The organism is Micromonospora arborensis (assembly GCF_003205615.1).
Classification (GTDB): domain Bacteria; phylum Actinomycetota; class Actinomycetes; order Mycobacteriales; family Micromonosporaceae; genus Micromonospora; species Micromonospora arborensis.
On sequence record NZ_PYBV01000001.1, the window covers coordinates 191,812 to 214,258 of the forward strand.

The window sequence follows — 22,447 nt, forward strand, 5'->3', positions numbered from 1 at the left end:
GACCACCCTGTGACGCAGACCCCGACCCGGCCGACGGTGCGTCGGCGCCCGACGATGGTCGACGTGGCCCGGCACGCCGGGGTCAGCTTGAAGACGGTTTCCCGGGTGGTCAACGACGAGCCGGTGGGGCAGGAGTTGGTCGGCCGGGTGCTGGCCGCCATCGCCGAGTTGGGCTTCCGGCGCAACGACATCGCTCGTAATCTGCGGTCCCGGCAGCTCAACGCCACGATCGGGCTGCTCATCGAGGAGATCGCCAACCCGTTCTACGCGACCATCGCGAGCGTCGCCGCCGAGATCGCGGCCGCCCACGGCACCATGCTGATCACCGCTTCGTCGGAGGAGGACCCGGAGCGGGAACGCGCCGTCCTCCAGGATTTCACCCAGCGCCGGGTCGACGGGCTGCTGGTGGTGCCGGCGGGCCTCGACCACTCGTTCCTGCGCCGCGAGGTCGAGTTGGGCATGCCGGTGGTGTTCCTGGACCGGCCGCCGCAGGGGCTGCTGGCCGACGCCGTGCTCCTGGACAACCGAGGTGGCAGCCACGCTGCGGTCACCGCCCTGCTCAACGAGGGGCACCGACGGGTTGGTCTCCTGCTCGGCGCGCCGAGTGTGCCCACCATCCGCGAGCGGCTGGCCGGGGCGCGGGCGGCACTGGCCGCGGCCGGGGTCGAGCCGGACGAATCGCTGGTGCGCGACCGGCTCATCGCTCCCGAGGAGGCGGGGCGGGCGGTCGCCGCGCTGCTCGACCTGCCGGACCCGCCCACCGCTTTCTTCTGCGCCAACAACCGGCTCACCGTCGGCGCGCTTCAGGAGCTGCACCGGCGCGGCAGTGACGCCGCGCTTGTCGGTTTCGACGATTTCGAACTGGCCCACCTGATGCCCCGGCCGCTGACCGTCGTCGCCTACGACACCCGGGAGCTGGCACGGGTGGCCGCCGAGCGGCTGTTCCAGCGGATCGCCGGCGACGACGACTCCCCACCGTCCACCGTCGTGCTCCCCACCAGCCTGCGACCCCGAGGCCTGACCCCACCCCAAAACCGCTAACCCCACCCCCGCGCACCCCGCCCCGCCCGCCCGCCCCGCCCCGCCCCGCCCCGCCCCGCCCCGCCCCCGCGATCTTGCACTTTCGGTCGACGGTTGGCGCGGATTGCGCCCTTTGTCGGGACAGATAGTGCAAGATCGCGGGGGTCGGGTGCAGCTCGCGGGGGGCGGGGTCAGATCGCGGGGGGCGGGGTCAGATCGCGGGGGGCGGGGTCAGATCGCGGGGTTGAGCAGGGCGTCGAGCTCGGCGCGGGTGGGCGGGTCGGCGCCCTGGCGGCCGCAGGTCAGGGCGGCCACCGTGGCGGCCTGCCGCAGCACCGCACGCCACTGCGGCTCGGTCACCGCGGCGAGCCGGGCGGCCGGCCGGTCGCCGAGCGCGTCGAGGTCGGTCAGCGCGGCCAGCAGACCGCCGGTGAACGAGTCGCCTGCGCCGACGGTGTCGACGACGGTGGTGCGTACCGCCGGTTCCTCGTGCAGCGACCCGTCCGGGGCGAGCAGCAACGCGCCGTCCCCACCCCGGGTCACCACGGCGCAGGACACCCCGACCTCGCGCCATTCGGCCATCACCTCGGCGACCGACCGGTCCGGGTAGAGCCAGGCCAGATCCTCGTCGCTGGCCTTGACCAGGTGCGCGAGGGGCACCTGGCGGCGTACCCTCGCCTGCTCCGCCGCCCGGTCCGTGACGATGCTCGGACGCAGGTTGAGGTCGATCGAGATGGTGCGGCTGTCGCGGCGGCGTTCGCGGTCGAGCAGGTCCTCCAGCACCTGCCCGCCGGGCGCCAGCGCGAGCGCGAGGGACCCGGTGTGCAGTGCGGTCACCGCGGTCCCGGCCAGCTCGGGCAGTTCCGACGGCGTCCACTGCCAGTCCGCCGTGCCGGCGAGCCGGAACTCGTAGCTGGCCTGCCCGCTGGCGTCCAACGTGGCGACCGCCACCGAGGTGGGCTCCTCGGCGCGCACCGCCCACTCCAGGTCCACCCGGTTGGCGCTGAGGTACTCGGCGAGTTGCCGGCCGTACTCGTCGGCGCCGAGCCGGGCCAGCAGCCGTACCGGCTGGTCGAGCCGGGCCAGGGTGACCGCCACGTTCGCCGGGGATCCACCCGGCACGGCCCGCTGCCCAACGGCGGTGACCACCAGGTCGATGAGTGCCTCACCCGCGACCACGATCATGCGATCACCGTGCCCGGCGCGAGCGGGCCAGGGCCACCGAGCCCGTCGGCCGAACGGGACAGCAGCACCGCCTGGTACGCGTGATAGACGTCCGGCCGGCCGTGCCAGACCGTGTCGGCGGGCAGGTTCTGCACGTCCAGCTCGTGCCGCCATCCGGTGGAGTCGATCAGGTAGCGGCGGGCGTACGCCCAGAAGATCCGGTACCAGTCGGCGTAGACCGCGTCCCCGGTGCGGCGGTGCAGAGTGACGGCCGCCCCGATGGCCTCGGCGAGCACCCAGTGCATCCGCGAGCGCACCACCGGCCGGTCGTCCCAGTCGATCGTGTAGACGAAGCCGTCGGCACCGTCGACCGCCCAGCCGCGGCGCACGGCGGCGGCGAACAGGCTACGGGCGTCGGCGAGGAGCCAGCGTGGTGGCTGCGGCAGGACCGCCTCCAGTTCCAGCAGCAGCCGGGCCCACTCCAACCAGTGGCCCATCGTCGAGCCGTACGGCCGGAACGGGTCTGCGGGCTGGTCCCGGTTGTAGTCGAGCAGTGGTGTCCAGTCGGCCGTGTAGTGCTCGGGCAGCCGCCAGTCGTGCCGGGTGGCCTCGGTGTGCACGAGGTGGGTGGCGATCTGCAGGGCCCGGTCGGCCCAGCTCGCGTCGCCGGTGGCGGCGGCAGCGGCGAGGAACGCCTCGACCATGTGCATGCTGCTGTTCGCGCCGCGGTAGTCCTCGGTGACCGTCCAGTCCCGGTTCCACGATTCGCGGACCGCGCCGACTTCGGCGTCCCAGAACCGGTCCCGCACCACGGCCTGCGCGTCGGCGAGCAACTCGTCCGCGCCGGGCCGTCCGGCGCGCACCGCGCTGGACGCGGCGAGCAGCACGAACGCGTGGTCGTAGCCGGCCTTGCGGTCGTCGACGGGCGTGCCCTGCTGGTCCACGGCGCTGAACCAGCCGCCGTACCGGTCGTCGCGCAGCAGTGTGCTGAGCGCGGCGATTCCGTGGTCGACCAGGGCAGCGGCGTCCGGATCGCCGTTGCGGTGGGCGAGCGCGGCCACGTGGGTCATCCGGCAGGTGATCCAGAGGTGCACCGCTTCGCCCCGGTCCGGGGTGCGGTCGTCGGTCAGCCACCAGAAGCCGCCCTCGGGTCGGACCGAGCGGCGGGCCGTGTCGAGCAGTGTGCGGGTCTGGTCGGCGAGGAACTCGTCCAGATCAGGGAGGTCGGGCGACCCAGCCGGAGCAGGGGTCGTTTCAGCGTCGGATCGGGGCACGTCGGTCATCTCAGCTGGTCACCGTTGGGTAGGGAAGGAACATACGGCCAGGATCGGCGCACGGAGCAGGTCCGCGCCGGAAAACCCGCCAACGGTACGCCGCGCACCGACCGGCCACGCCGGGTGCACAACGGAGAGGATCATGAGTACGTTTTCCTCCCTTTTGCCCGTTGACATCGTTGTCACTTCCCAACCCTGCTCTGACAGTCGGTCGACTGTCAATCCCAGTTGCGTCACACCGCACGCCGGCTGGCCATCAAGGCGTCCATCACGCGCCCCCGAGGTCGGCCAGACCGATCTCGGCGGAGGAAAGGCCCTGAAGGTCCGGGCCGGCACGCAGACCCTCGAGCATGAGGATCAGATGGCGGTCCACGCTGCTGCCCCCGGACAGGACGACCTGTGGCGCGCACGCGTCCGCAACGTTCCCTGACCATGGACGAGGCTGGGCGGTGCCGCCCCACGGCAGCGCGGTGGATGCTCCAGGATGGACAGGTGGTGGAACTGCCCGAGGGGCTTGACTGGGTACGCGGGTCACCGGCCGGCCGAGGGTGGCTGGCCACACTCCCGACCTGGCTGGCCGAGTGCACCGAGCGCTGGTCGCTGCGACTCGGCCCGCCCTTCCGGTACGCGTACGCCTCGCTGGCGCTCCCAGCGGACCTGCCCGACGGCACGGCGGCGGTGCTGAAGCTCCAGTACCCGGACGAGGAGAGCCAGCACGAGGCCGACGCGCTGGCCCACTGGGACGGTGTCGGGGCGATTCGGCTGCTCGCACACGACCCCGAACGACGTGCCCTGCTGGTGGAGCGCTGCCAACCCGGCACCGGGTTGCACGAGGTTCCGCTGGACCGGGCGTTGGACGCGATGATCGACCTGCTGCCCCGACTGTGGCGACCGGCCGGCGTGCCGTTCACCTCGTTGGCCGAGGAGGCCGCCGGGTGGGTCGACCGGATGCCCCGCAACTGGGAACGGGCCGGCCGGCCGTACGAGCGGCGGCTGCTCGACGAAGCGCTCGCCCTGCTCGGCGGTCTGGCGTCGAGCCAGGGCGAGCAGGTGCTGGTCAACCAGGACCTGCACGCCGGCAACGTGCTCGCCGCCGAGCGGGAACCGTGGCTGGCGATCGACCCGAAGCCGCTGACCGGCGAGCGGGAGTTCTCCGTCGTGCCGATGGTGCGCGGTCGGGAGCTCGGTCACTCGCCGACCGCCGTCCGGCACCGGCTGGACCGGCTCAGCACCGAGCTGGGGCTGGACCGGGAGCGGGTCCGGGGCTGGACGATCGGGCACACGTTGGCCTGGAGCATCGCCGACGAGGTCGTCTTTCCGCACCAGATCGAGGTGGTCCGCTGGTTGCTCGACGAGGGCTGACCGATCAATCGTCCCGCGTGCGCCGTCCTTGATCGTGCTCGATCCAGGATGTAGTGGTCTGCTCCGCCCGGGAGGCCACTCTTTCCTGGTTGCAGCACGATCAAGCGCAGCGCGAGCGCCGGCACGATCAAGCGCGGCGCGAGCGCCGGCACGACCAAGCGCAGCGCGAGCGCCGGCACGATCAAGCGCGGGCGCTCAGTTGCCCTGACAGGTACGGCACCAGTAGAGGTTGCGTCCGGCCAGCTCGCCGCGGCTGATCTCGGTGCCACAGACGTGGCAGGGCACTCCGGGGCGGCGGTAGACGTACACCTCGCCACCGTGCCGGTCCACCCGGGCTGGCCGGCCCATCGCCTCCGGTAGGTGCGCGTCGCGGACCGTGTCGATCCGGCCGTGCGCGACCGCGAGCCGCATCAGCCCGACCAGGTCGGCCCAGAGCGCGTCCCAGCCGGCACGGGTCAGTCCCCGGCCCGGCATCGTCGGCGGCAGCCCGGCCCGGAACAGCGCCTCGGTCACGAAGATCAGGCCGGTGCCGGCCACCACCGACTGGTCCAGCAGCAGCGCGGCCAGGGGTGTCGGGCTGCGTGAGATCCTGCGGTACGCCCGCTCCGGGTCCGCGTCGGCGCGCAGCGGGTCCGGCCCGAGGCGATCCCGCAGCGCGGCCACCTCGGCTGGGGTGAACAGCTCGCAGGCGGTGGGCCCGCGCAGGTCCAGCCAGTGCCGGTCGCTGGCCAGTCGCAGCCGCACCTGGCCGACCGGTTCCGGCGGCTCCCCCGGCCCGTCGGCGAACTTGCCGTAGAGCCCAAGGTGCACATGCAGCGTCAGCTCACCGGCGTAGTGGTGCAGCAGGTGCTTGCCGTACGCCTCGGTGCCTTCGAGCACGGTCCCGGAGAGCCGGGCGGCGCTCTCGGCGAAGCGGCCCTGTGGGCTGGCGGCGTGCACCTTGTCCCCGGCGAACAGTTCGGCGTGCCGGGCCGCCAGGCGGTGGATCGTATGTCCCTCTGGCACGGGTGCCAAGGATAGCCAGCAACGCTCGGCGGGGCCGAGTGAGCGGCGCGATGCCGTCAGCCCTGGCGCTGCCCCTTGACGCTGGCCACGAACGCGCTCCACGTGGTTGGGGCGAAGGCCAGCGCCGGCCCAGTCGGGTCCTTGCTGTCCCGCACACCCACGACGCTGGGGAGGTTGTCGGCCACCTCGACGCAGTTGCCGCCGCTTCCGCCGCTGCGGGTGCTCTTGCGCCAGGTCGCTCCGGCAAGGTCAGTCATGATGCTCCTCGATGATCGAAGTGATCATTTTCTCTGATTCTGCCTCACTCGACGCGAGCGCTTCCAGATCCGACCAGACATGTTCGTAGGCGGCCACCTCTGCCGGCTTGTCCAGGTAGAGCGCGCCGGTGATGTTCTCGAGGTAGACGGTGGTCGGCTCGGTCGACGCCCTCCCGAAGGCCTGCGGAAAGTCCAGCAGGACGAAGGTGCCGGTTTCGCTGGCCAGGGGCGGCCCGGCGGCGAGCGGCAGCACCCGCAGACTCACGTTGGGCAACGCCGCCACGTCGAGCAGGTGTCGCAACTGCCCCACCATCGCAGGGTGGTCGGGGATCGTGCGGCGCAGCACGGCTTCGCTCAGGACGACCCGCAGGGTGGGTGCGGTGGGCAGCCGGCGAACGAGGATGGCCTGCCGCTGCAACCGGACCTCCACCAATTTTTCCCGATCCTTCCCGCTCATGGTCGGGTTCTTTCGGCGGAACAACTCGCTGGCGTACTCGCGGGTTTGCAGAAGGCCGGGGATTAGCTCGGCGTCGTATTGCCGCAGCGCCGTGGCGGAGGATTCCAGGCCGACGTATAGCGAGAACCACGACGGGACGACATCGCCGTAGGAATGCCACCAACCCCGGGCGCGAGTCTCTTTCGCTAGCCCAGCGACGATCTCCCCCATGGAGTCGGGCACCCGATAGAGAGCACACATCGCGCGGGCGTCCACCACGCGCACCGGGACCAACCCCTTCTCGATGCGCCACACCTTTTGCCGCGAGCAGTCCAGCGCCTCGGCCGCCGAGTCCAGCGTCACCGAGGCGTCCTCTCGAAGCTGTGTGAGCAGCCGCCCGAGCTGCCGCCGCGGGACCGTGGACCCGCTTGTTTCATCCGTCATGCAACATCACTGCACCCTTCCTGCAACACCGAATGTCTCGCCCGGCACGCAATTGCCTTCCGTTCCTCGTGCGTCAATATGGCTTGAGGCTAGGAGGACTCCGAGCGTTGCACAAGGTGGCCAGCATGGAACATGCTGTCACGCGTCAGAAGGCCTCCGGATAAGCGCCGGAATGGCGACGACAATAACGCGCGGCCTCGCACACCTGGATGTGCCGGGGCGACGCCATTCCGCATCAGGAAGGACGCCGTAATGCGGGTGTCGTACAACGAATACCTCTTGGTCACCGCGCTGACCCTCGCCCGCCGGCACCGGCCAGTCTGGAGTTGGGCGCGGTGGCGCAAGGTGTGCCGCTGCGGCGCGGAGTTGCCCTGCCGAGCCCGCCACCGCATCCCGATCAACCGTGGGCACTGGCCGACGTGAGCGCCCTCAGGCCGGGAGACGTACTGCTGATCGGCGAGGCGTGTTCGGTCCAGTTCGCCGGCGACCGGGCGCTGCGCCTCCGGCTGGTCCGCGTGGACCAGCGCCCGACGTACCACGGGTGGATCTGGCTGGCCGGGTACGTGCTCGACAACAAGGGCTTGGCCATCGACAAGCGGGAGGTGTACGTGCAGCAGGCCGGATTGCGAGTGCTGCCGCCACACGCCGGGGCGAGGTCTCCTGCCGAAGCGACCCTCGCGCGGTAGGAAAACGGCGATCGTCTGCCGCCGTACCCGGAATTGGTGTCAGGAAACGCCCAACGGGGTACTTCAGGGCCGTACCGCGTGGGTGCCACCCGAGTTGTCGGCCACCACGCATTAATCAGGAGGTGTGTAGTGGTCAAGATTCCTTCGCTGTCCCGCCGGTCCGAGCCGGCGCCGACGCGGGACGAGAACCTCGACGGTCGCATCGACGGCCGCGACACCCCGGTCAACGACCGGCAGAACACGATGGTGCTCGGAGGCCGGTCAACCGACGGCGAGCGCGACCGCCCGGTGGTCACCGACCGGGCCACCGACCAGGCGACGTACCGCAATGCTGCCGTGCCCACCGAGCAGACCGGGCGGACCGGCGAGGCCGAACGGCGGGCCGCCGAGCGGGCCGCCGTGGCCCGCGCCGCCATCGCCCGCCCGGTGGAGGGCGACGCACGGCCCGCCCGGCCGGTGGACAGCGACGCCCGGCCCGGCACCGACCCGACCACGACGCGCACCGCCGAGCGGGACACCGACCTCGACGGCAGCACCCGGCGGACCGACCCGACGGACCGGGTCGCGACCGCCCGCCCGGCCGACCCGACCCCGGACCACACCGAGCCGGAGCCGGCGGTGGTGCGCGGCCCCAAGCCGCGGGCCAGCCTGCTCGCCACCCTCGGGCTGATCGTGTCCGTCGCCGGTGCGCTGTTCGTGCTGACCGGCACCCTGGCCGGGTACGGCATCGGGCTCGGCGCGGTCGGCGCGGTGCTCGCGGTGCTCGGTCTGCTGGCCACCCGCCGCCGGCACGTCGCCGGGAAGACCGACGCGCTGTTCGGAGTGCTCATCGGTCTGGCCGCCGTGGTGATCGGGGTGCTGGCGATGAGCGGCCAGTTCGACTGGCCCACCACCGACGGCGACTGGGTGCAGCGCTTCCGCGAGTGGCTTGACTCACAGTTTGTCGATCGTTTCTAGCGGGCACTGTTCCGCTCGCCGGTGGTGCACCGGCGAAAGCCGGCGGTTCGCCGGCAGCCCGAACTCTCCGGTGGTTCACCGGCCGGGCGACACCCTTTCAGGGGCGGCGGTTCGCCGCCCCTGAAGTGTTTCCGGGGTACGCCGAGCGCTGACGCAACGAATCGCTCCTGGCGGCAGCTCAGACGCAATGAATGTTCGGTCTGTGCAACTCTCAATGGTGGATCCTGCCGCTGAGGCCGCATAGCGTTGAGCAACGGCGCCAGCCCGTGGGCCACGGTGGCCGGGCGCGCCCGACCCCTGGGAGCAGGACAATGACGATGGACGCCACCAGCCAGCGCCTGTTGATGTGCCGGCCGACGTACTTCGCCGTCGACTACGCGATCAACCCCTGGATGGACCCGAGCGCGCCGGTCGACACCGCGCTGGCCGTCCGGCAGTGGGAGCAGCTGCGCCAGACGTACCGCGACCTGGGCCACACCGTCGAGGAGATCACTCCGGTGCCCGGCCTGCCCGACATGGTCTTCGCCGCCAACGGCGGCACCGTGATCGACGGCAAGGCGATGGCCGTGCAGTTCCGCGACCCGCAGCGCGCCGACGAGGCGCCGGCCTACCGCGCCTGGTTCGAGGCCGCCGGCTTCGAGATGTACGACCCGAAGCACGTCAACGAGGGCGAGGGCGACGTCCTGCTGGCCGGCGACCACCTGCTGGCCGGCACCGGCTTCCGCACGGCGCACTCCTCGCACGCCCAACTGCAGGAGGTCTTCGGTTACCCGGTGATCACCATGCAGTTGGTCGACCCGCGCTTCTACCACCTGGACACCGCGCTGACCGTGCTCGACGAGCGGACCGTGGCGTACCTGCCGGAGGCGTTCTCCCCCGGCAGCCAGGCCGTGCTGCGCCGGCTCTTCCCCGACGCGGTGCACGCCACCATGGCCGACGCCGAGGTGCTGGGGCTGAACGCGGTCAGCGACGGACGGCACGTGGTGCTGCCCGCGCAGGCCACCGACCTGGCCGCCACGCTGCGCGACCGGGGCTACGAAACCATCGGTGTCGACCTGTCCGAGCTGCGTAAGGCCGGCGGCGGACCGAAGTGCTGCACACTGCGACTGCGTCAGGGAAAGGCAAGCAAGTGATCGTGGATGACATCCTGCGGACGCCGGGAGCGGTCCGGGACGCCGAGCGCTGGACGGCGCACAACTACCACCCGCTACCGGTGGTGATCTCGTCCGCGGAGGGCGCCTGGCTCACCGACGTGGACGGCCGCCGCTACCTGGACTGCCTGGCCGGTTACTCCGCACTCAACTTCGGCCACCGGCACCCTCGGTTGATCGCCGCCGCGCACGCACAGTTGGATCGGCTGACGCTGACCAGCCGGGCGTTCATCCACGACCAGTTCGCCGACTTCTGCCGGGAGTTGGCCGAGCTGTGCGGCAAGGACCTGGTGCTGCCGATGAACACCGGCGCCGAGGCGGTGGAGACCGGGATCAAGGTGGCCCGCAAGTGGGGCTACCAGGTCAAGGGTGTGCCCGCCGGCCAGGCCAACATCGTGGTCGCCGAGGGTAACTTCCACGGCCGGACCACCACCATCGTGAGCTTCTCCACCGACGAGGACGCCCGCGCCGACTTCGGGCCGTACACCCCGGGGTTCACGGTCGTGCCGTACGGCGACCTGGACGCGCTGACCGCCGCGATCGACGAGAACACCGTGGCCGTGCTGCTGGAGCCGATCCAGGGCGAGCAGGGCGTGGTGGTGCCACCCGAGGGCTACCTGCCGGGCGTACGCCAGGTCTGCACCGAGCGCAACGTGCTGTTCATCGCCGACGAGATCCAGTCCGGTCTGGGGCGTACCGGCGCGACCTTCGCCTGTGACCACGAGGGCGTCGTGCCGGACATGTACCTGCTCGGCAAGGCGCTCGGCGGCGGCATCGTTCCGGTCTCCGCGGTGGCTGCGAACTCCGACGTGCTCGGCGTGCTCAAGCCCGGCCAGCACGGCTCCACCTTCGGCGGTAACCCGCTCGCCTGCGCGGTGGCGATCGAAGTGGTCCGGCTGCTGGCCACCGGCGAGTTCCAGCGGCGCTCGGCCGAGCTGGGTGAGCGGCTGCGGGCCGGCCTGGAAGGGCTGCTCGGCAAGGGCCTGGTGGCGGTCCGTGTGCGCGGCCTGTGGGCCGGTCTGGACATCGACCCGGCGCTGATGAGCGGGCGGGAGGCGTGTGAACGTCTCGCCGAGCGCGGAGTGCTCGCCAAGGACACCCACGGCTCCACCATCCGGCTCGCCCCACCGCTGGTGATCACCGAGGAGGAGATCGACCTGGCGGTGGCGCAGCTCGCCGAGGTGCTGGCCGGCTGACCCCGCCCCGCCCCGCCCCCCGCCCCCGCCCAACCAGCGTTGATCATGAAGTTATTGCCACGACACGCCGCGGTGCCGGGCAATAACTTCATGATCAACCGGGGTGGGGGCGGGGTGGGGTCAGGGGCGCGGTAGGCGCATCGCCATCGTCGGGGCCTCGGCCATCACCGAGGTGGGGGTGAACGGGGCGCCCGCGGGCAACTCCTCGGCCCGACCGATCTGCACCCCCGGGTAGAGCTCCACCATGTCGTTCTCACCGAGCACCCGGGACTGCTGCGGTGCCAGGGGAATACGCTCCGACTCGGTCATCGAGCCGGCCGGACGGATGCCGGAACCGTTGGTGCTGATGTCGGTCACGATGACCTCGCCGACCCGCAGCTCGAACTGGACGTGACCACGGCTGATCCACCGCCGGGCCTCATCGTTGAGCCACTGCCCGAGCATGATGCCGCCGTCCTGCTCGGGGGCCCGACCGGCCACCACCGGCTGCTCCTCGCTGAGCACGAACCGCCGCCGGACCAGGCCACCGACGCGCACCGCGAGCACCTCCGTACGCGGCCGAGGACCCCCGTCACCGAGCCGTGCGCCGTGCCGGGGGCAGGTCGGTACGCCGTTGCGCAACGCGGGCGGCGGCTGCCCGGCGGGGCTGCGTTCGACCACCCGGGCCAGGTCGGCGAACGCGCCGCTCCCACCACCGCTGCCGAACAACGCGCAGCCCGACTCCGGGCAGCGCCACTGGCGGGCCAGCAACTTGGCCCCGGTCGGCGACCGCTTGCCGGTGACCGGCGCGTGTCCGCCACCGACGTGGGCGATGAACACCGGCCCACCGGCTCCCGGCACCGGGGCGACCACCCGACCGGGCTGCTCGACCAGCCACGGGAACCGTCCGCGCAGCCCGTCGAAGCGGACCCGACTGAGCACCGGCAGTCCGAGCAGGTCGGCGACCTCCAACATCCGGTCGCCCGGGTTGTCGAGCACCTCGACGAGCCCGTCGTCGGCCCAGCGGCGGACCACCATCCGCTCGTTGGAGGTCAGGTCGGCGTCGGAGAGCAGCGCCCGGTGCACCACCGCGTAGACCTGGACGCTGTCCTCCTCCAGGTCGCGGGAGAGCGCGTCGATGACCATGCCGAGCCGTAGCAGGCTGGCCGGCCGACCACCGTCGATGTCCTGGTAGCGGATCACCTCGGCCAGGTCGAGCACCGCCCGGGCCAGCGACGGGTCCGTGCAGACCCGACCCTCGATGGCGTCCAGAACCTTGCTGATCTCGAATCTCATGCCGCACTCCGGACGATGTCGTCGATTCGCCGGGCCAGCTCGAAGTCCCGGTGGGTGACCCCACCGGCCGAATGCGTGACACAGCGGAAGGTCAGGGTCCGCCATCGGATGTCGATGTCGGGATGGTGGTCGAGCTCCTCGGCCACCGCCGCCACCCGGTCCACCACCGCGATGGCGGCCGGGAAACTGCCGAGCTGGGCCGTACGACCGATGCCGGTCGGGTCACCCGACCAGTCGGGCAACCGGCCCAGCTCTTCTCGCACCGCATCCGCGGTGAGCAGGTCTGCCATGCGCCGACCCTACCGGGGACGACGGCCGGCATCGACCAGCGGTAGCGGGGCGTCGATCGGCCCGATACGCGCCGGTGGGGGCGGTGCCAAACGGCACCGCCCCCACCTTCCCCCGGTGTGTTTCAGCCGCGCAGCGGCCGGCCCACGCTGTGCAGGTGACCGAGTGCCTGCCGGTACGACTCGATCAGCCCGGTCTCGGCGTACGGGATGCCCTGCTCGACGCAGTAGGCGCGCACGATCGGCTGGGCTCGGCGGAGGTTGGCGCGGGGCATGTTCGGGAAGAGGTGGTGCTCGATCTGGTAGTTGAGCCCGCCCAGCGTGGTGTCCACCAGTCGACTGCCCCGCACGTTGCGGGAGGTCAGCACCTGCTTACGCAGGAAGTCCAGCTCGTCCTCGGCGGTCGGCATCGGCATGCCCTTGTGGTTGGGGGCGAACGCGCAACCCATGTAGAGGCCCCACAGCGCCTGGTGCACGACGGCGAAGAGCAGCGCCTTGACCGGCGACATGACCGCCAACAGCAGCGCCACGTAGCCGACGGTGTGCGCGACGAGCAGCGCGGCCTCGACCGCCCGGTGCCGCATCGGGGTGGCGTACCGGCCGTCCGGCTCACGCCCGAGGATCGCCCGGATGCTGGCGACGTGCAGGTTCAGACCCTCCAGGAGGAGCATCGGGAAGAAGAAGTACGCCTGCCGCTGAGCCAGCCAACGGCCGAATCCCCGGGTCTCCAGCGCCTGTTCGGGCGTCCACACCAGGGCGCCCGCGCCGACGTCCGGGTCCTCGTCCTCGTGGTTCGGGTTGGCGTGGTGCCGGTTGTGCTTGTCGACCCACCAGCCGTAGCTGATTCCCACCGCCACGTTGCCGGCGAGCAGCCCCACCAGTTCGCTGGGGCCACGTCGTCGGAACATCTGGCGGTGCCCGGCGTCGTGGCCGAGGAACGCGACCTGCGTGGTGGCCACCGCCATCAGGGCCGCGAGCGGCAACTGCCACCAGGAGTCGCCGAGCAGGAAGACCGCGACCCAGCCGGCGAGGAAAGCGCCGAGGGTGAGCGTGATGCGGGTGACGTACCAGCCGGGGCGCCGCTCCAGCAGGCCCGCCTGGCTGATCCGTCGGGACAACTGTGCGTAGTCACTGCCTCGCCGTTGTACCGGCGGTTCCGCCACCGCTCCGATCGCCATCGCTGCTCCCGATCCGCTTGCGCCTGAACCGGGGTGGTTCGGGCTTAATGTCAAGTCTCCCGGCAGCGGTTGCGCTGAGTAACCCTGACAACCCCCGAATGGGGGGTAGGGCGGGCACTACCCCCTGACGTGAGACTCAGCTCAGCCGGCCCACCGCGGCCCGCAATCGAGCCAGGTCACGCCGCCGTCGCTCGTATGTCGCGGCGAGCCCGACCAACGCCAGCCCACCGGCACCCAGGTAGATCCATCGGGGCAGCAGGTCCCAGCCGCGGGCCAGCTCGTGCAGGGCCGACAGCGCCAGCACCCATCCGCCGAGCAGCACCGGCGCCTGCCAACGTCGGGTCGCGCCGGCCAGCACCGCGCCCAGCGCCGCCGCGCCGAGGAGCAGTCGCCGCCACGGCTGCGGGTCACTCCCGGCCAGCACCGACGCGAGGCTCGGGAGCAGCGCCGCGACCAGCCCCGGGCCGAGGGCCGGCCAGCTGGTCAGCCCAGGCCTGGTGCGCAGCGCCAGTAGACCCGCGCCGAGGGCGAGCGCCGAGGCCGGCAGGGTGTACGCCTCCAGCACGGTCACGCCCCCGGCCGCAAGCAGCACCCACGCCCCGAGCAGCTCACTGCCGGCGGCGATACCGGCGAACGCCCACCGTCGGCCGGCCCGCTCGCCCCGGCGCAGCAGCCGCAGCGCGACGGCAGCGCCCCAGAGCACGCAGACGGTGGCGAGGTGCCGCGCCGCCTCGACGGCGAGCGCCGCCGCCACCAGCGCCACCGCCTGGGCGGCAGCGTCCAGCACCCGCCGGACCTGTGCCCGCGCCGGCGTCGCCGTGACCACCTGCGGCGAGGTTGCCGCGTCGGCCGGCGTCGCCCCGATCGCCTGCGGCAGAGTGATCGCAGCGGCGACGGCCAGCACCAGCACCGCCACCGCCAGCAGCGGGTACGCCGCAGCCCGCAACGGCAGCCCACCGGCGAGCGGAGCGGTCACCGCCAGCGCGGACGCCGCGCCCACGGCGGCCAGGCAACCGACGACACGCACCTCGACCATGCGGGCGCCGACGGCGACGACGACCGCCGCCACCAGCAGTAACCCCTCGGCGGCGAGCGTTCCGGCTCGGGTGGCCAGCAGCCCCACCACACCGGAGGCGACAAGCACCACGCCCACCGGTACGGCGATCGGCGCGAGCGCCGGGCGCGGCGCGACCAGAGCGGCGGGCAACAGCGCGGCCAACCCGGCGAGCAGGACAGTTGCCGGCAGCACCGGCCACGGCGCACCGACCGCGACGAGCAGCACCGGCAGGGCCGCCGCGCCGAACGGCAGCGCGGGCAGCATTCGTGGGCGGACCCGCCGGCCGGCCAGCACGGCGGCCACCGCCAGCACGGCCAGCGCCAACCCGGCGGGCAGCGCCGTCGGATCGGCGACGACCGCGGGCACCCCCGCCCACACCGGCCCCGGAGCGCCGTACGGCGACACGAGCCCGGTCAGCACCGCCGGCAGGGCCGCCAGGACAGCGACCGCCGCCAGCGCGCCGCCCGCCACCAGCAGGCCCGGCCGGGTCGATTCGTGGCCGCCGACCGCCGGCCGGTCCCACCGGGCGACGAGCGTGACGCCCAGCGTTGCCAGGGCGGCGTACAGCGCAAGGGGCTCACTCCCCGCCACGACCAGCGGCGCGAGTCCAGGCACGGTCATCGCGACCACGGCGCCGGTCACCGCGTACCCGGTCAGTTCCACCCGGTGGCGACGCGCCGCGAGCACCGCGACCAGCGGCAGCCCGGCGGCGACCAGCGCGAGCCGCGCCTGCCACCAGGGCGGCGCACCCCCAGCGAACAGCGCCACCGCCGCGACCCCGGGCAGCGCGAGCTGTGCGACCAGCAGACCCACGCCGGCCACCTGCCGGTACGGACCGGTGCCCCGGCGGAGGGCCAGTGCCAGCCCGGCCACGGCGATGGTGCCGAGCGCCACCAGGGCACCGGTCGGAGTGGCCAGGGCGACCAGCAGCCCGTGCCCGAGCAGGACGGCGCCACCGAGCACTCGGGTGAGCAGGGCGGTCGGGTGGGTCGCCGGGCGGGCCAGCACGGCGAGCAGCAGCAGCGCCCCGCCGACCAGGTCGACGGCCACCACCTGCGGCCAGGAAGCCGTCCAGCCGGCGGGCAGGGCGAGCAGCACCGCCACCGCGCCGGCCGTGGCGAACACCGCCCACGCTGCGCGGGGCATCAACAGCACCGTCGCGCCGAGCGCCAACGCCACAGCGGGCGCCAACTGCCAACCCCAGTCCAGGTCCGGCCCGGTCCCGGCCCCGCCCCACGACGGCATCGACCGGCCGACGGCGGCGACCGCGAGCGTCGCGGTGATCAGCACGGCCACCAGCGCCGTACCGGCCGCGACCAGCAGCGCACCGGCGCGCGGGCCGGTCCGCCAACCGCCGGTACCGGCCGGCCCCGACCCCGCCACGGCAGCCACACCCGCCACATCCGGCAGCTCTCGCGCCGGCGGAACCGGCCCCGCCACATCCGGCAGCAACCGCACCGCCGCCGCCAACACGAGGGCCACCGTCGCCGCCGCGATCAGCAGCAGTGACGGCCGCAGCTCGGCCACCGGGCGCAGCAGGGCGGCGGCGAGCACCGGCACCAGCAACCCCGCGGCCACCACCCGCAGCGCCCGCCCGCCGATCAGCCAGGCCACACCGAACCCGGCCAGCGCCACCAGCAACAGCGGCAACCCGGCCAGCAGTGGCGAACCCGCCGCCCGCCCGAGGAACAACGGCACCAGGGCGCAGCTCGCGGCACCAACGAGCGCGGTGACGTGACCGATTCCCGCCAACACCCGGCCGACGAGCTGCGCCGCGCCTTCCCGGCCGCGCAGCCCGACCAGCACGGCCACGTCCAGCAGCGCCACCGCGAGCAGGACCACCGCCCAACCGGCCGCACCCGTTTCGGCCTCGACGGCGAGCAGCGGCAACACCGGCTGAGCGGCCAGCAGGGCGGCGAACCAGGGCCCGGTCAGCCTGCTCCACCGGCCGTACACCACGGCGACCGCCGCGCTGGCCCCCCCGACCAGCGCGGCGTAGCGGGTGCCTGGCCAACCGGCCACCCCGGCCAGGTCCACCGACCAGGCCGCGTAACCGTCCAGCACCACCGACAGCAAACCGACCGCGGCGAACGTCTCCGCCGTGCCCCGCAGACCTCGGCGGACCAACAGCAGCGGTACGGCCAGAGCGAGCGCGGTGAACGCGGCCAGGATCAGTGCCCGTCCGCCGACCCCCACCGCCGCCCAGGCCACCGCGGTGAACACCACCGCCGCCGTGCCCAGCAGCAGTCCACCAAGGACGAACAGCAGACCCTGGACGGTACGGGTCGAGGCCTCCGCCGCACCCGGTGTCGACTCGGCCGGAACACCCGCGGCAGTGGGCGGCACCGGCCCGACGAGAACCGCGGGGCGGGCCACCACGGAGGCGGCCAACCCCGCGCGGACGACCGCCGCCAGCTCGGCCCGCCGCCGCGACGTGGCCGACAGGCGTCCGGCCAACTCGGTGTACGTGCGGCGGGCCCGCTCCACCTCCGGCTCAAGCTGGGCGACCTCCCTGCTCAGCCGGCACACCTCAGCGGCGATCGGGTCGGGCGCGCGCCGGCAGCCGGTGCAACCGGTGCTCAGGTCGGCCGGCGCAGCACAGGCGGGGCAGGGATAGCGGGTGTCATCCACCCGGTCATCATCGAGAGGCGACCCGGCCAGGGCCCAGAGTGCGCGTACTCAGAGGCGGGTGTGCTCGTGCACCCAGATGGCATAGGCGGGATCGCCACACTCCACCCTGGACACCAGGATCTCCGGCACCTCGTACGGGTGGCTGAGCCGGATCTGGTCCACCAACGCGGACAACCGGTCGGGTGCGGTCTTGAACTGCACCGACCACTCGGTGCTGGTCTCCACTCCGGACCGCCACCAGTAGGTGCTGTCAACCTGACCACCCACTTGAGCACAGGCGGCGAGCCTGCCGGCAACGGCCGCGGCCGCCAGCACGTCGGCGACCGAACGCGCATCCACCACCGTCGTCACCACGCAGATCTGCTCCACGACCGCACCCTACGCGGCACCATCACGATTGGCCGCGATCCAGGTGTCGATCTGCGCCCACCAGTCGAACAGCCAGTCGATGCGTTGCTGCCGTTCGGCCGGTACGTCCTCGGGCGGCACCGACCAGAACCGCATGACGATCCGTTTGTCCATCGGCAGTTCCCGCCACACGTCGGCGACGGTGAGCAGCCGGTCCAGACCGGTGTGGGCGACGAAGATGACCCCGGCGTCCGGTGCGGCGTCCAGCGCGGCGAGTACCCCGCCGGGCTGCGGGGCGAGCACGTGGCGCATCCGCTCGGCGCGTAGGGCCATCCGTTCCAGGCCGAGGGAACGCAGCCGGGCAATGGCGCGCAGCCGCCGTTTGGGGGTGAAGTTGCCGCCCTCCGGGAAGATGACGAACGCGTCGTTGTCGTCCAGGCCGCTGGCCAGGTGCCCGACCGAGCGGACCGTCTCCTCGCCGCGCTCCGGTGTCGGAGCGATAAACCGGTTGGGGAGCCGGTTGAGCAGCACATCGATCGCCGGGTCCCACTGGAGGCTGTCCTTGAGGACGATCCGTGGCTCCCGGTTGAACCAGTTGACCAGGCCGTGGATCAGGATGAACGAGTCGCCCGGCCCGGCGTGCCGGCAGAGCACCAGCTCCGGCCGGCCGGGCAACGCAGTGTCCGGGTCGGTGCCCACCACGTCGATGTGCAGCCGCAGTGTCCAGCGGGCCTGCCAGAACAGCACCCGCAGGAACCAGCCGGCCAGCACGTAGTGTGCCCGCTGGAAGGCCGGGGACCGGGCCCGCCAGCCGAAACCGGAGGCGACCCACAGCACGAAGAGCGCGAGCAGCGCGGCGGCGTCCCAGACCAGGTAGAAGCAGCCGATCCAGAGCAGCCGCAGCGGGCGCAACCGGCCCGGGACCAGCGGGGAGGCGGCCGCGGCGAGCAGCGCCCAGACCGGCAACGTGGTGACCACGACGAACGCGAGCGCCACCACGGCAGGGGCGATCAGCAACCGACGCAGCCACCTGGGGGGCAGCGGCATCACCGCTCCAGGTGGGTGGCGAGGTAGCGCCGGGAAGCGGTGTACGCCCGGCTGATCCGCCGTCCCACCGCCGCCATGTCCCGGTACGCCCACGGGGTGTCGTCGCGTGGGTTCAGCCCTCCGGTCGGCAGGACGTGCACCTCCACCCCCTCGGGCAGCGCCGACATCTCCCGGAAGAAGCGGTGCCGGCGGGAGATCTCGAACGCGACCTGCGCGATCTCCCACGGCCGGCGGGGTGGGGTCAGTTCCCGTTCGATCCGACCTACCTGAAGGACGTAGATCCGCCGGGCGCCGACGGCCACCGCCTCGCCGATCGGGATGGAGTTGACGATGCCGCCGTCCACGTAGTGCGCGCCGTCGATCTCCATGGGCGGGAGCAGGCCCGGCACCGAGGCCGACGCCAGCACCGCCGGCACCACCGGGCCGCTGTCGAACCAGTGCTCGGCGGCCCGCTCGATGTGCGCGGCGCAGCAGCGGAACGGCACCCGCAGCTCGGCGAAGGTGGTGTCCACCCCCAACTCGGTCTCGAGCAGGCGGCGCAGTGGCCGGGGTGAGTGCAGATGGGTGCGGGCGGCGAAGCGGCGCAACTGCCGGGCGACCGAGTCGCCGTACACCTCGCTCGCCTCCGGCGAGGCCCAGAGCCGGACCAGCCGGTCGGTCACCGCCTCCGACGGGTCGGCGGCGACAAGCGCGCCGTTCACCGCGCCGATCGAGGTGCCGAGCACCATGTCGGGTTGGATGCCGGCGCGGAACAGCGCTCGCAACATGCCGACCTCGACCGCGCCGAGCACTCCCCCGCCGCCGAGCACGAACGCCACCGGTCCCCCCGCCATGCCCCTCATCCTGACACGGCCCCGCAGCCGACCGGCCAGCCACCGTCACCGGGCGGTCGGCGCACGCCAGGCGCCGCCCGGCGACCGGAGCCGGTGACAGCGTTGACAGGCCGAAGGCATTCGCGCAACCTGATACCGCTCCCACCCCTGAGGCAGGTGCGATCGGTGAAGGCAGCACTGCATCCGGGCCGATTGCTGGCCCGCAGATACCGACTTCTCGACCAGATCGGCGCCGGCGGCATGTCCGTGATCTGGCGTGCCCGGGACGAGGTGCTGGACCGGGTCGTCGCCCTCAAGGTGCTCGCACCGTCGCTGGCCGCCGACGCGCGTTTTCGCGGCATGGTGCGTGAGGAGGCTCGGGCCGCCGCCCAGTTGGTGCACCCGCACGTGACCTCGGTGCACGACTACGGCGAGACGGTCGCCCCGGACGGCTCGATCACCTCGTTCGTGGTGATGGAGCTGCTCAGCGGCGAGGAGTTGGAGCTGCGACTCACCGAGGGGCCGTTGCCGTGGGCCGAGGCGGTCCAGGTGGGCGCGCAGGTCGCGGACGCGCTGGCCGCCGCGCACCGACTTGGCATCGTGCACCGCGACATCACCCCCGCCAACGTGATGATGACCCGGACGGGGGTCAAGGTGCTCGACTTCGGCATCGCCACCCGGATCGGCGCCCCCGACGAGGACGAGGACGGCGAAACCTTCGGAACCCCGGCGTACGTCGCCCCGGAACGGCTCGACGGTGCGCCGGCCCAGCCGTCCACCGACGTGTACTCGCTCGGCGTGCTGCTGCACGAGGCGCTCACCGGCCGGGTCCCGTACCCGGCGGACACCTGGGAGGAGCTCAGCGCCGCGCTGGCCTCCGGCCCGCCGCCGACGCTGGCCGAGCTTCCGGAGCTGCCCCCGCAGGTGGCACGGATCTGCCTGCAAAGCCTCGCCCGCGACCCGGTCGACCGGCCGACGGCCCGGCAGGTCGCCACCGTGCTCCTCGATCAGTTGCTGCCGGCCGACCCCCCACCCGCGATCGTCCCGGTGCCCGCCTCGCCCCAGCCGCCGAAGGCACACACCGTCCCGATGGTGGACGACGGGACGGCGACCGAGTCGGGGTGGTCACGACGGCGGGTGGCGCTGGTGCTGGTCTCGGCGATCCTGGCGGTCGGTGCAGTGCTGGCCGGCGTGGCCCTGCTGCCCGACCAGCAGCCGGCACGCCAGGCGCAGCCCACTGTCGCTCCGGTGCCGAACCCGTCGACCGGCCCGCCGGCCCCTGCGCCGTCCGAGCCGTCCGAGCCGACCGCGGCACCGTCGGCGCAGCCGAGCGCCACCTCGCCGACCTCGGATCCGGGCACCCTGATCGAGGCCGCCAGCCGGGTCGACAGGCTGATCGGCGCCGGCTTGAGCGCCGGGGAGATCCGCAGCGACGTCGGCCTCGACCTGCGCAACGAGCTACGCAACCTGACCACCACGGTCAGCTCCGGCCGGGACGAGCTGGCACCACCGGTGGCCCGGCTGCGCCAGAAGGTCGCGGTCCGCCTCGGCGAGGGTGGCATCAGTCCGGCGTACGCGGAGCAACTCGACGCCGCCATCGCCAACCTCGGCGCGGCCAGGGTCTGACCGCACGGCCGCGCCGGGCCGGGTCAGCCGGCCGACACCCGGGCCGATTCGAGCAGGTCGCGGCGGCCGGCAGCGAAGCGCCGGTAGACCTCCGCATAGCCGTACGCCATCCGTTCGACCGAGAAGTTCTCCGCGACGTGCGCCACGCAGTCCGCCGGGTCGAGTTGCTCCGCGGCGACCAACGCCGCGGGTAGCTCCTCCGGGCCCGCGCACACCAGCCCGGTCAGCCCGGGCCGGACCAGTTCCGGCACCGCACCCCGGTTGAGCGCGACCACCGGTGTCCCGGTCGCCATCGCCTCCAGCATCACCATGCCGAACGGCTCATCCCACTGGATCGGCATGATCAGACAACGGGCGTCGACGAGCATTCGCAGTGTCTCCGCGCGGTCGGCGTTGAGCACGACTGTCACGTTCTCGTCGACCAACGGCGCGACGACCTGCTCGTAGTAACGACGCTCGGCCGGCTCGTTGCACTTACCGGCCAGCAGCAGGGGCAACCCGGCCTCCCGGCACGCCTGGATGGCGACGTCCGGGCCCTTGTCCGGGCTGAACCGCGCCAGCCACAGCACCGGCCCCCGGCCGGGTTCGGTCTTGCGCGGAAGGTCGCGGATGTCCAGCGCGTTGTGCACCGTTCCGGCCCAGGGCAGGCCGGGGTTCAGCAGGCGCTGGGCGTGTGAGATCGCCACCAGGGCGACGTCCGAGTCGATCTCACTGAGCACATCGCCGTACTCCCCCACCGGGTTGCCGTGCACGGTCGCGACCGTCGGCACCGCCCGGCGGCCGGCGAGCAGCGGCCCGATCGTGGTGTGGTCGTGGATCACGTCGAAGTCGGCCGCCGTGATCAGCCGGTTCACCCGGGCCAGGTGGGCCAGCTCGGGCAGCGACTCGCCGAGCCGTTCGTACTGGACCTCAGGGACGGTGGAGACGAACCCCTCGGCGGCGGTGCCGTGGTCGTTGCCGGCACCGAACAGGGTCACCACGTGCCCGTGCCTGGTCAACGCGTCCACCAGGGCGGCGACGACCTGCTCAAGACCCCCGTAACCGGGCGGCGGCACGGACAACCAGGGCGGAACCACCATCGCGATGCGCAAAGACCGCTCCGGAGGGCGGCCCGCAGGCGGATGGTTCACGGCCACGAGTCCTCCCCCGTTGATTCCCCGGTGCGGCGTCACCGCCGGCACGGGCGTGGTCGGCGGCGGGTTCCCTGTGGCGTCCCGGGTAAACCGGACAAGGC

General features: G+C 72.7%; 21 protein-coding genes. 8 read left to right on the plus strand and 13 right to left on the minus strand.

What is annotated here, in order from left to right; genetic code table 11:
- Nucleotides 1-9: 9 nt before the first annotated feature.
- Nucleotides 10-1,041: a LacI family DNA-binding transcriptional regulator gene (locus C7C45_RS00895; protein WP_425271100.1), complete on the plus strand. Its 1,032-nt coding sequence runs from the start codon at nucleotides 10-12 to the stop codon at nucleotides 1,039-1,041.
- A gap of 210 nt (nucleotides 1,042-1,251) precedes the next feature.
- On the opposite strand, the gene C7C45_RS00900 is transcribed toward C7C45_RS00895, so the two are convergent.
- Entirely contained in the window at nucleotides 1,252-2,205 is a 954-nt protein-coding gene (locus C7C45_RS00900) for a carbohydrate kinase family protein (protein WP_110561665.1), read from the minus strand.
- Nucleotides 2,202-3,467, minus strand: a complete 1,266-nt coding sequence (locus C7C45_RS00905; RefSeq protein WP_110561666.1) for an AGE family epimerase/isomerase — start codon at nucleotides 3,465-3,467, stop codon at nucleotides 2,202-2,204. The genes C7C45_RS00900 and C7C45_RS00905 overlap by 4 nt, the downstream gene beginning before the upstream one ends.
- Nucleotides 3,468-3,932: 465 nt before the next feature.
- Between C7C45_RS00905 and C7C45_RS00910 the strand changes: the two genes are divergently transcribed.
- On the plus strand, nucleotides 3,933-4,820 hold the full coding sequence (locus C7C45_RS00910; RefSeq protein WP_110561667.1) for an aminoglycoside phosphotransferase family protein: 888 nt from the start codon (nucleotides 3,933-3,935) through the stop codon (nucleotides 4,818-4,820).
- Nucleotides 4,821-5,015: 195 nt separating this feature from the next.
- Here the strand turns inward: C7C45_RS00910 and C7C45_RS00915 are convergent, their stop codons facing one another.
- Genes C7C45_RS00915 through C7C45_RS00925 form a run of 3 tightly spaced genes read right to left on the minus strand, consistent with a single transcriptional unit; the run spans nucleotide 5,016 to nucleotide 6,962 of the window.
- Nucleotides 5,016-5,825, minus strand: a complete 810-nt coding sequence (locus C7C45_RS00915) for an Fpg/Nei family DNA glycosylase (protein ID WP_110561668.1) — start codon at nucleotides 5,823-5,825, stop codon at nucleotides 5,016-5,018.
- 56 nt (nucleotides 5,826-5,881) lie between these two features.
- A complete protein-coding gene (locus C7C45_RS00920; RefSeq protein ID WP_110561669.1) occupies nucleotides 5,882-6,082 on the minus strand; it encodes a DUF397 domain-containing protein in 201 nt (66 codons plus the stop codon).
- Nucleotides 6,075-6,962: a helix-turn-helix domain-containing protein gene (locus C7C45_RS00925; RefSeq protein WP_110561670.1), complete on the minus strand. Its 888-nt coding sequence runs from the start codon at nucleotides 6,960-6,962 to the stop codon at nucleotides 6,075-6,077. The genes C7C45_RS00920 and C7C45_RS00925 overlap by 8 nt, the downstream gene beginning before the upstream one ends.
- A 252-nt stretch (nucleotides 6,963-7,214) precedes the next feature.
- Here C7C45_RS00925 and C7C45_RS33830 point away from each other — a divergent pair, with 252 nt between their 5' ends.
- The 5 genes from C7C45_RS33830 to rocD all read left to right on the plus strand — a co-directional run bounded on the left by C7C45_RS33830 (nucleotide 7,215) and on the right by rocD (nucleotide 10,952).
- Complete coding sequence (locus C7C45_RS33830) at nucleotides 7,215-7,385, plus strand: hypothetical protein (RefSeq protein ID WP_167454597.1); 171 nt, start codon at nucleotides 7,215-7,217, stop codon at nucleotides 7,383-7,385.
- Nucleotides 7,382-7,648, plus strand: coding sequence for a hypothetical protein (locus tag C7C45_RS00930; RefSeq protein ID WP_244200166.1), 267 nt, complete (start codon nucleotides 7,382-7,384; stop codon nucleotides 7,646-7,648). The genes C7C45_RS33830 and C7C45_RS00930 overlap by 4 nt, the downstream gene beginning before the upstream one ends.
- A gap of 129 nt (nucleotides 7,649-7,777) precedes the next feature.
- Nucleotides 7,778-8,605, plus strand: a complete 828-nt coding sequence (locus C7C45_RS00935) for a DMT family transporter (protein ID WP_244200167.1) — start codon at nucleotides 7,778-7,780, stop codon at nucleotides 8,603-8,605.
- Nucleotides 8,606-8,922: 317 nt separating this feature from the next.
- Complete coding sequence (ddaH, locus tag C7C45_RS00940; RefSeq protein WP_208641025.1) at nucleotides 8,923-9,738, plus strand: dimethylargininase; 816 nt, start codon at nucleotides 8,923-8,925, stop codon at nucleotides 9,736-9,738.
- The gene (rocD, locus tag C7C45_RS00945; RefSeq protein ID WP_208641026.1) at nucleotides 9,738-10,952 is read left to right on the plus strand and encodes an ornithine--oxo-acid transaminase; all 1,215 of its coding nucleotides are present in this window, start codon (nucleotides 9,738-9,740) and stop codon (nucleotides 10,950-10,952) included. The genes ddaH and rocD overlap by 1 nt, the downstream gene beginning before the upstream one ends.
- Nucleotides 10,953-11,072: 120 nt before the next feature.
- On the opposite strand, the gene C7C45_RS00950 is transcribed toward rocD, so the two are convergent.
- The 7 genes from C7C45_RS00950 to C7C45_RS00980 form a co-directional block, all read right to left on the minus strand.
- A complete protein-coding gene (locus C7C45_RS00950; protein ID WP_110561673.1) occupies nucleotides 11,073-12,227 on the minus strand; it encodes an FHA domain-containing protein in 1,155 nt (384 codons plus the stop codon).
- Complete coding sequence (locus tag C7C45_RS00955) at nucleotides 12,224-12,517, minus strand: 4a-hydroxytetrahydrobiopterin dehydratase (protein WP_110561674.1); 294 nt, start codon at nucleotides 12,515-12,517, stop codon at nucleotides 12,224-12,226. Before C7C45_RS00955 ends, C7C45_RS00950 begins: the two co-directional genes overlap by 4 nt.
- Before the next feature lie 122 nt (nucleotides 12,518-12,639).
- Nucleotides 12,640-13,692: a fatty acid desaturase family protein gene (locus C7C45_RS00960; protein WP_110561675.1), complete on the minus strand. Its 1,053-nt coding sequence runs from the start codon at nucleotides 13,690-13,692 to the stop codon at nucleotides 12,640-12,642.
- A 136-nt stretch (nucleotides 13,693-13,828) separates the two neighbouring features.
- Complete coding sequence (locus tag C7C45_RS00965) at nucleotides 13,829-17,380, minus strand: SCO7613 C-terminal domain-containing membrane protein (protein WP_110561676.1); 3,552 nt, start codon at nucleotides 17,378-17,380, stop codon at nucleotides 13,829-13,831.
- A gap of 48 nt (nucleotides 17,381-17,428) precedes the next feature.
- Nucleotides 17,429-17,749, minus strand: coding sequence for a divalent-cation tolerance protein CutA (cutA, locus tag C7C45_RS00970; RefSeq protein ID WP_110561677.1), 321 nt, complete (start codon nucleotides 17,747-17,749; stop codon nucleotides 17,429-17,431).
- Nucleotides 17,750-17,758: 9 nt separating this feature from the next.
- Nucleotides 17,759-18,775: a 1-acyl-sn-glycerol-3-phosphate acyltransferase gene (locus C7C45_RS00975; RefSeq protein WP_110561678.1), complete on the minus strand. Its 1,017-nt coding sequence runs from the start codon at nucleotides 18,773-18,775 to the stop codon at nucleotides 17,759-17,761.
- Complete coding sequence (locus tag C7C45_RS00980; RefSeq protein WP_110561679.1) at nucleotides 18,775-19,608, minus strand: patatin-like phospholipase family protein; 834 nt, start codon at nucleotides 19,606-19,608, stop codon at nucleotides 18,775-18,777. The genes C7C45_RS00975 and C7C45_RS00980 overlap by 1 nt, the downstream gene beginning before the upstream one ends.
- Before the next feature lie 165 nt (nucleotides 19,609-19,773).
- On the opposite strand from C7C45_RS00980, the gene C7C45_RS00985 reads away from it, so the two are divergent.
- Nucleotides 19,774-21,213 (plus strand): serine/threonine-protein kinase, encoded by a 1,440-nt coding sequence (locus tag C7C45_RS00985; protein ID WP_110561726.1) that lies wholly within the window; start codon nucleotides 19,774-19,776, stop codon nucleotides 21,211-21,213.
- Between the two features lie 23 nt (nucleotides 21,214-21,236).
- On the opposite strand, the gene C7C45_RS00990 is transcribed toward C7C45_RS00985, so the two are convergent.
- The gene (locus tag C7C45_RS00990; RefSeq protein WP_110561727.1) at nucleotides 21,237-22,292 is read right to left on the minus strand and encodes a glycosyltransferase family 4 protein; all 1,056 of its coding nucleotides are present in this window, start codon (nucleotides 22,290-22,292) and stop codon (nucleotides 21,237-21,239) included.
- Nucleotides 22,293-22,447 lie beyond the last annotated feature (155 nt).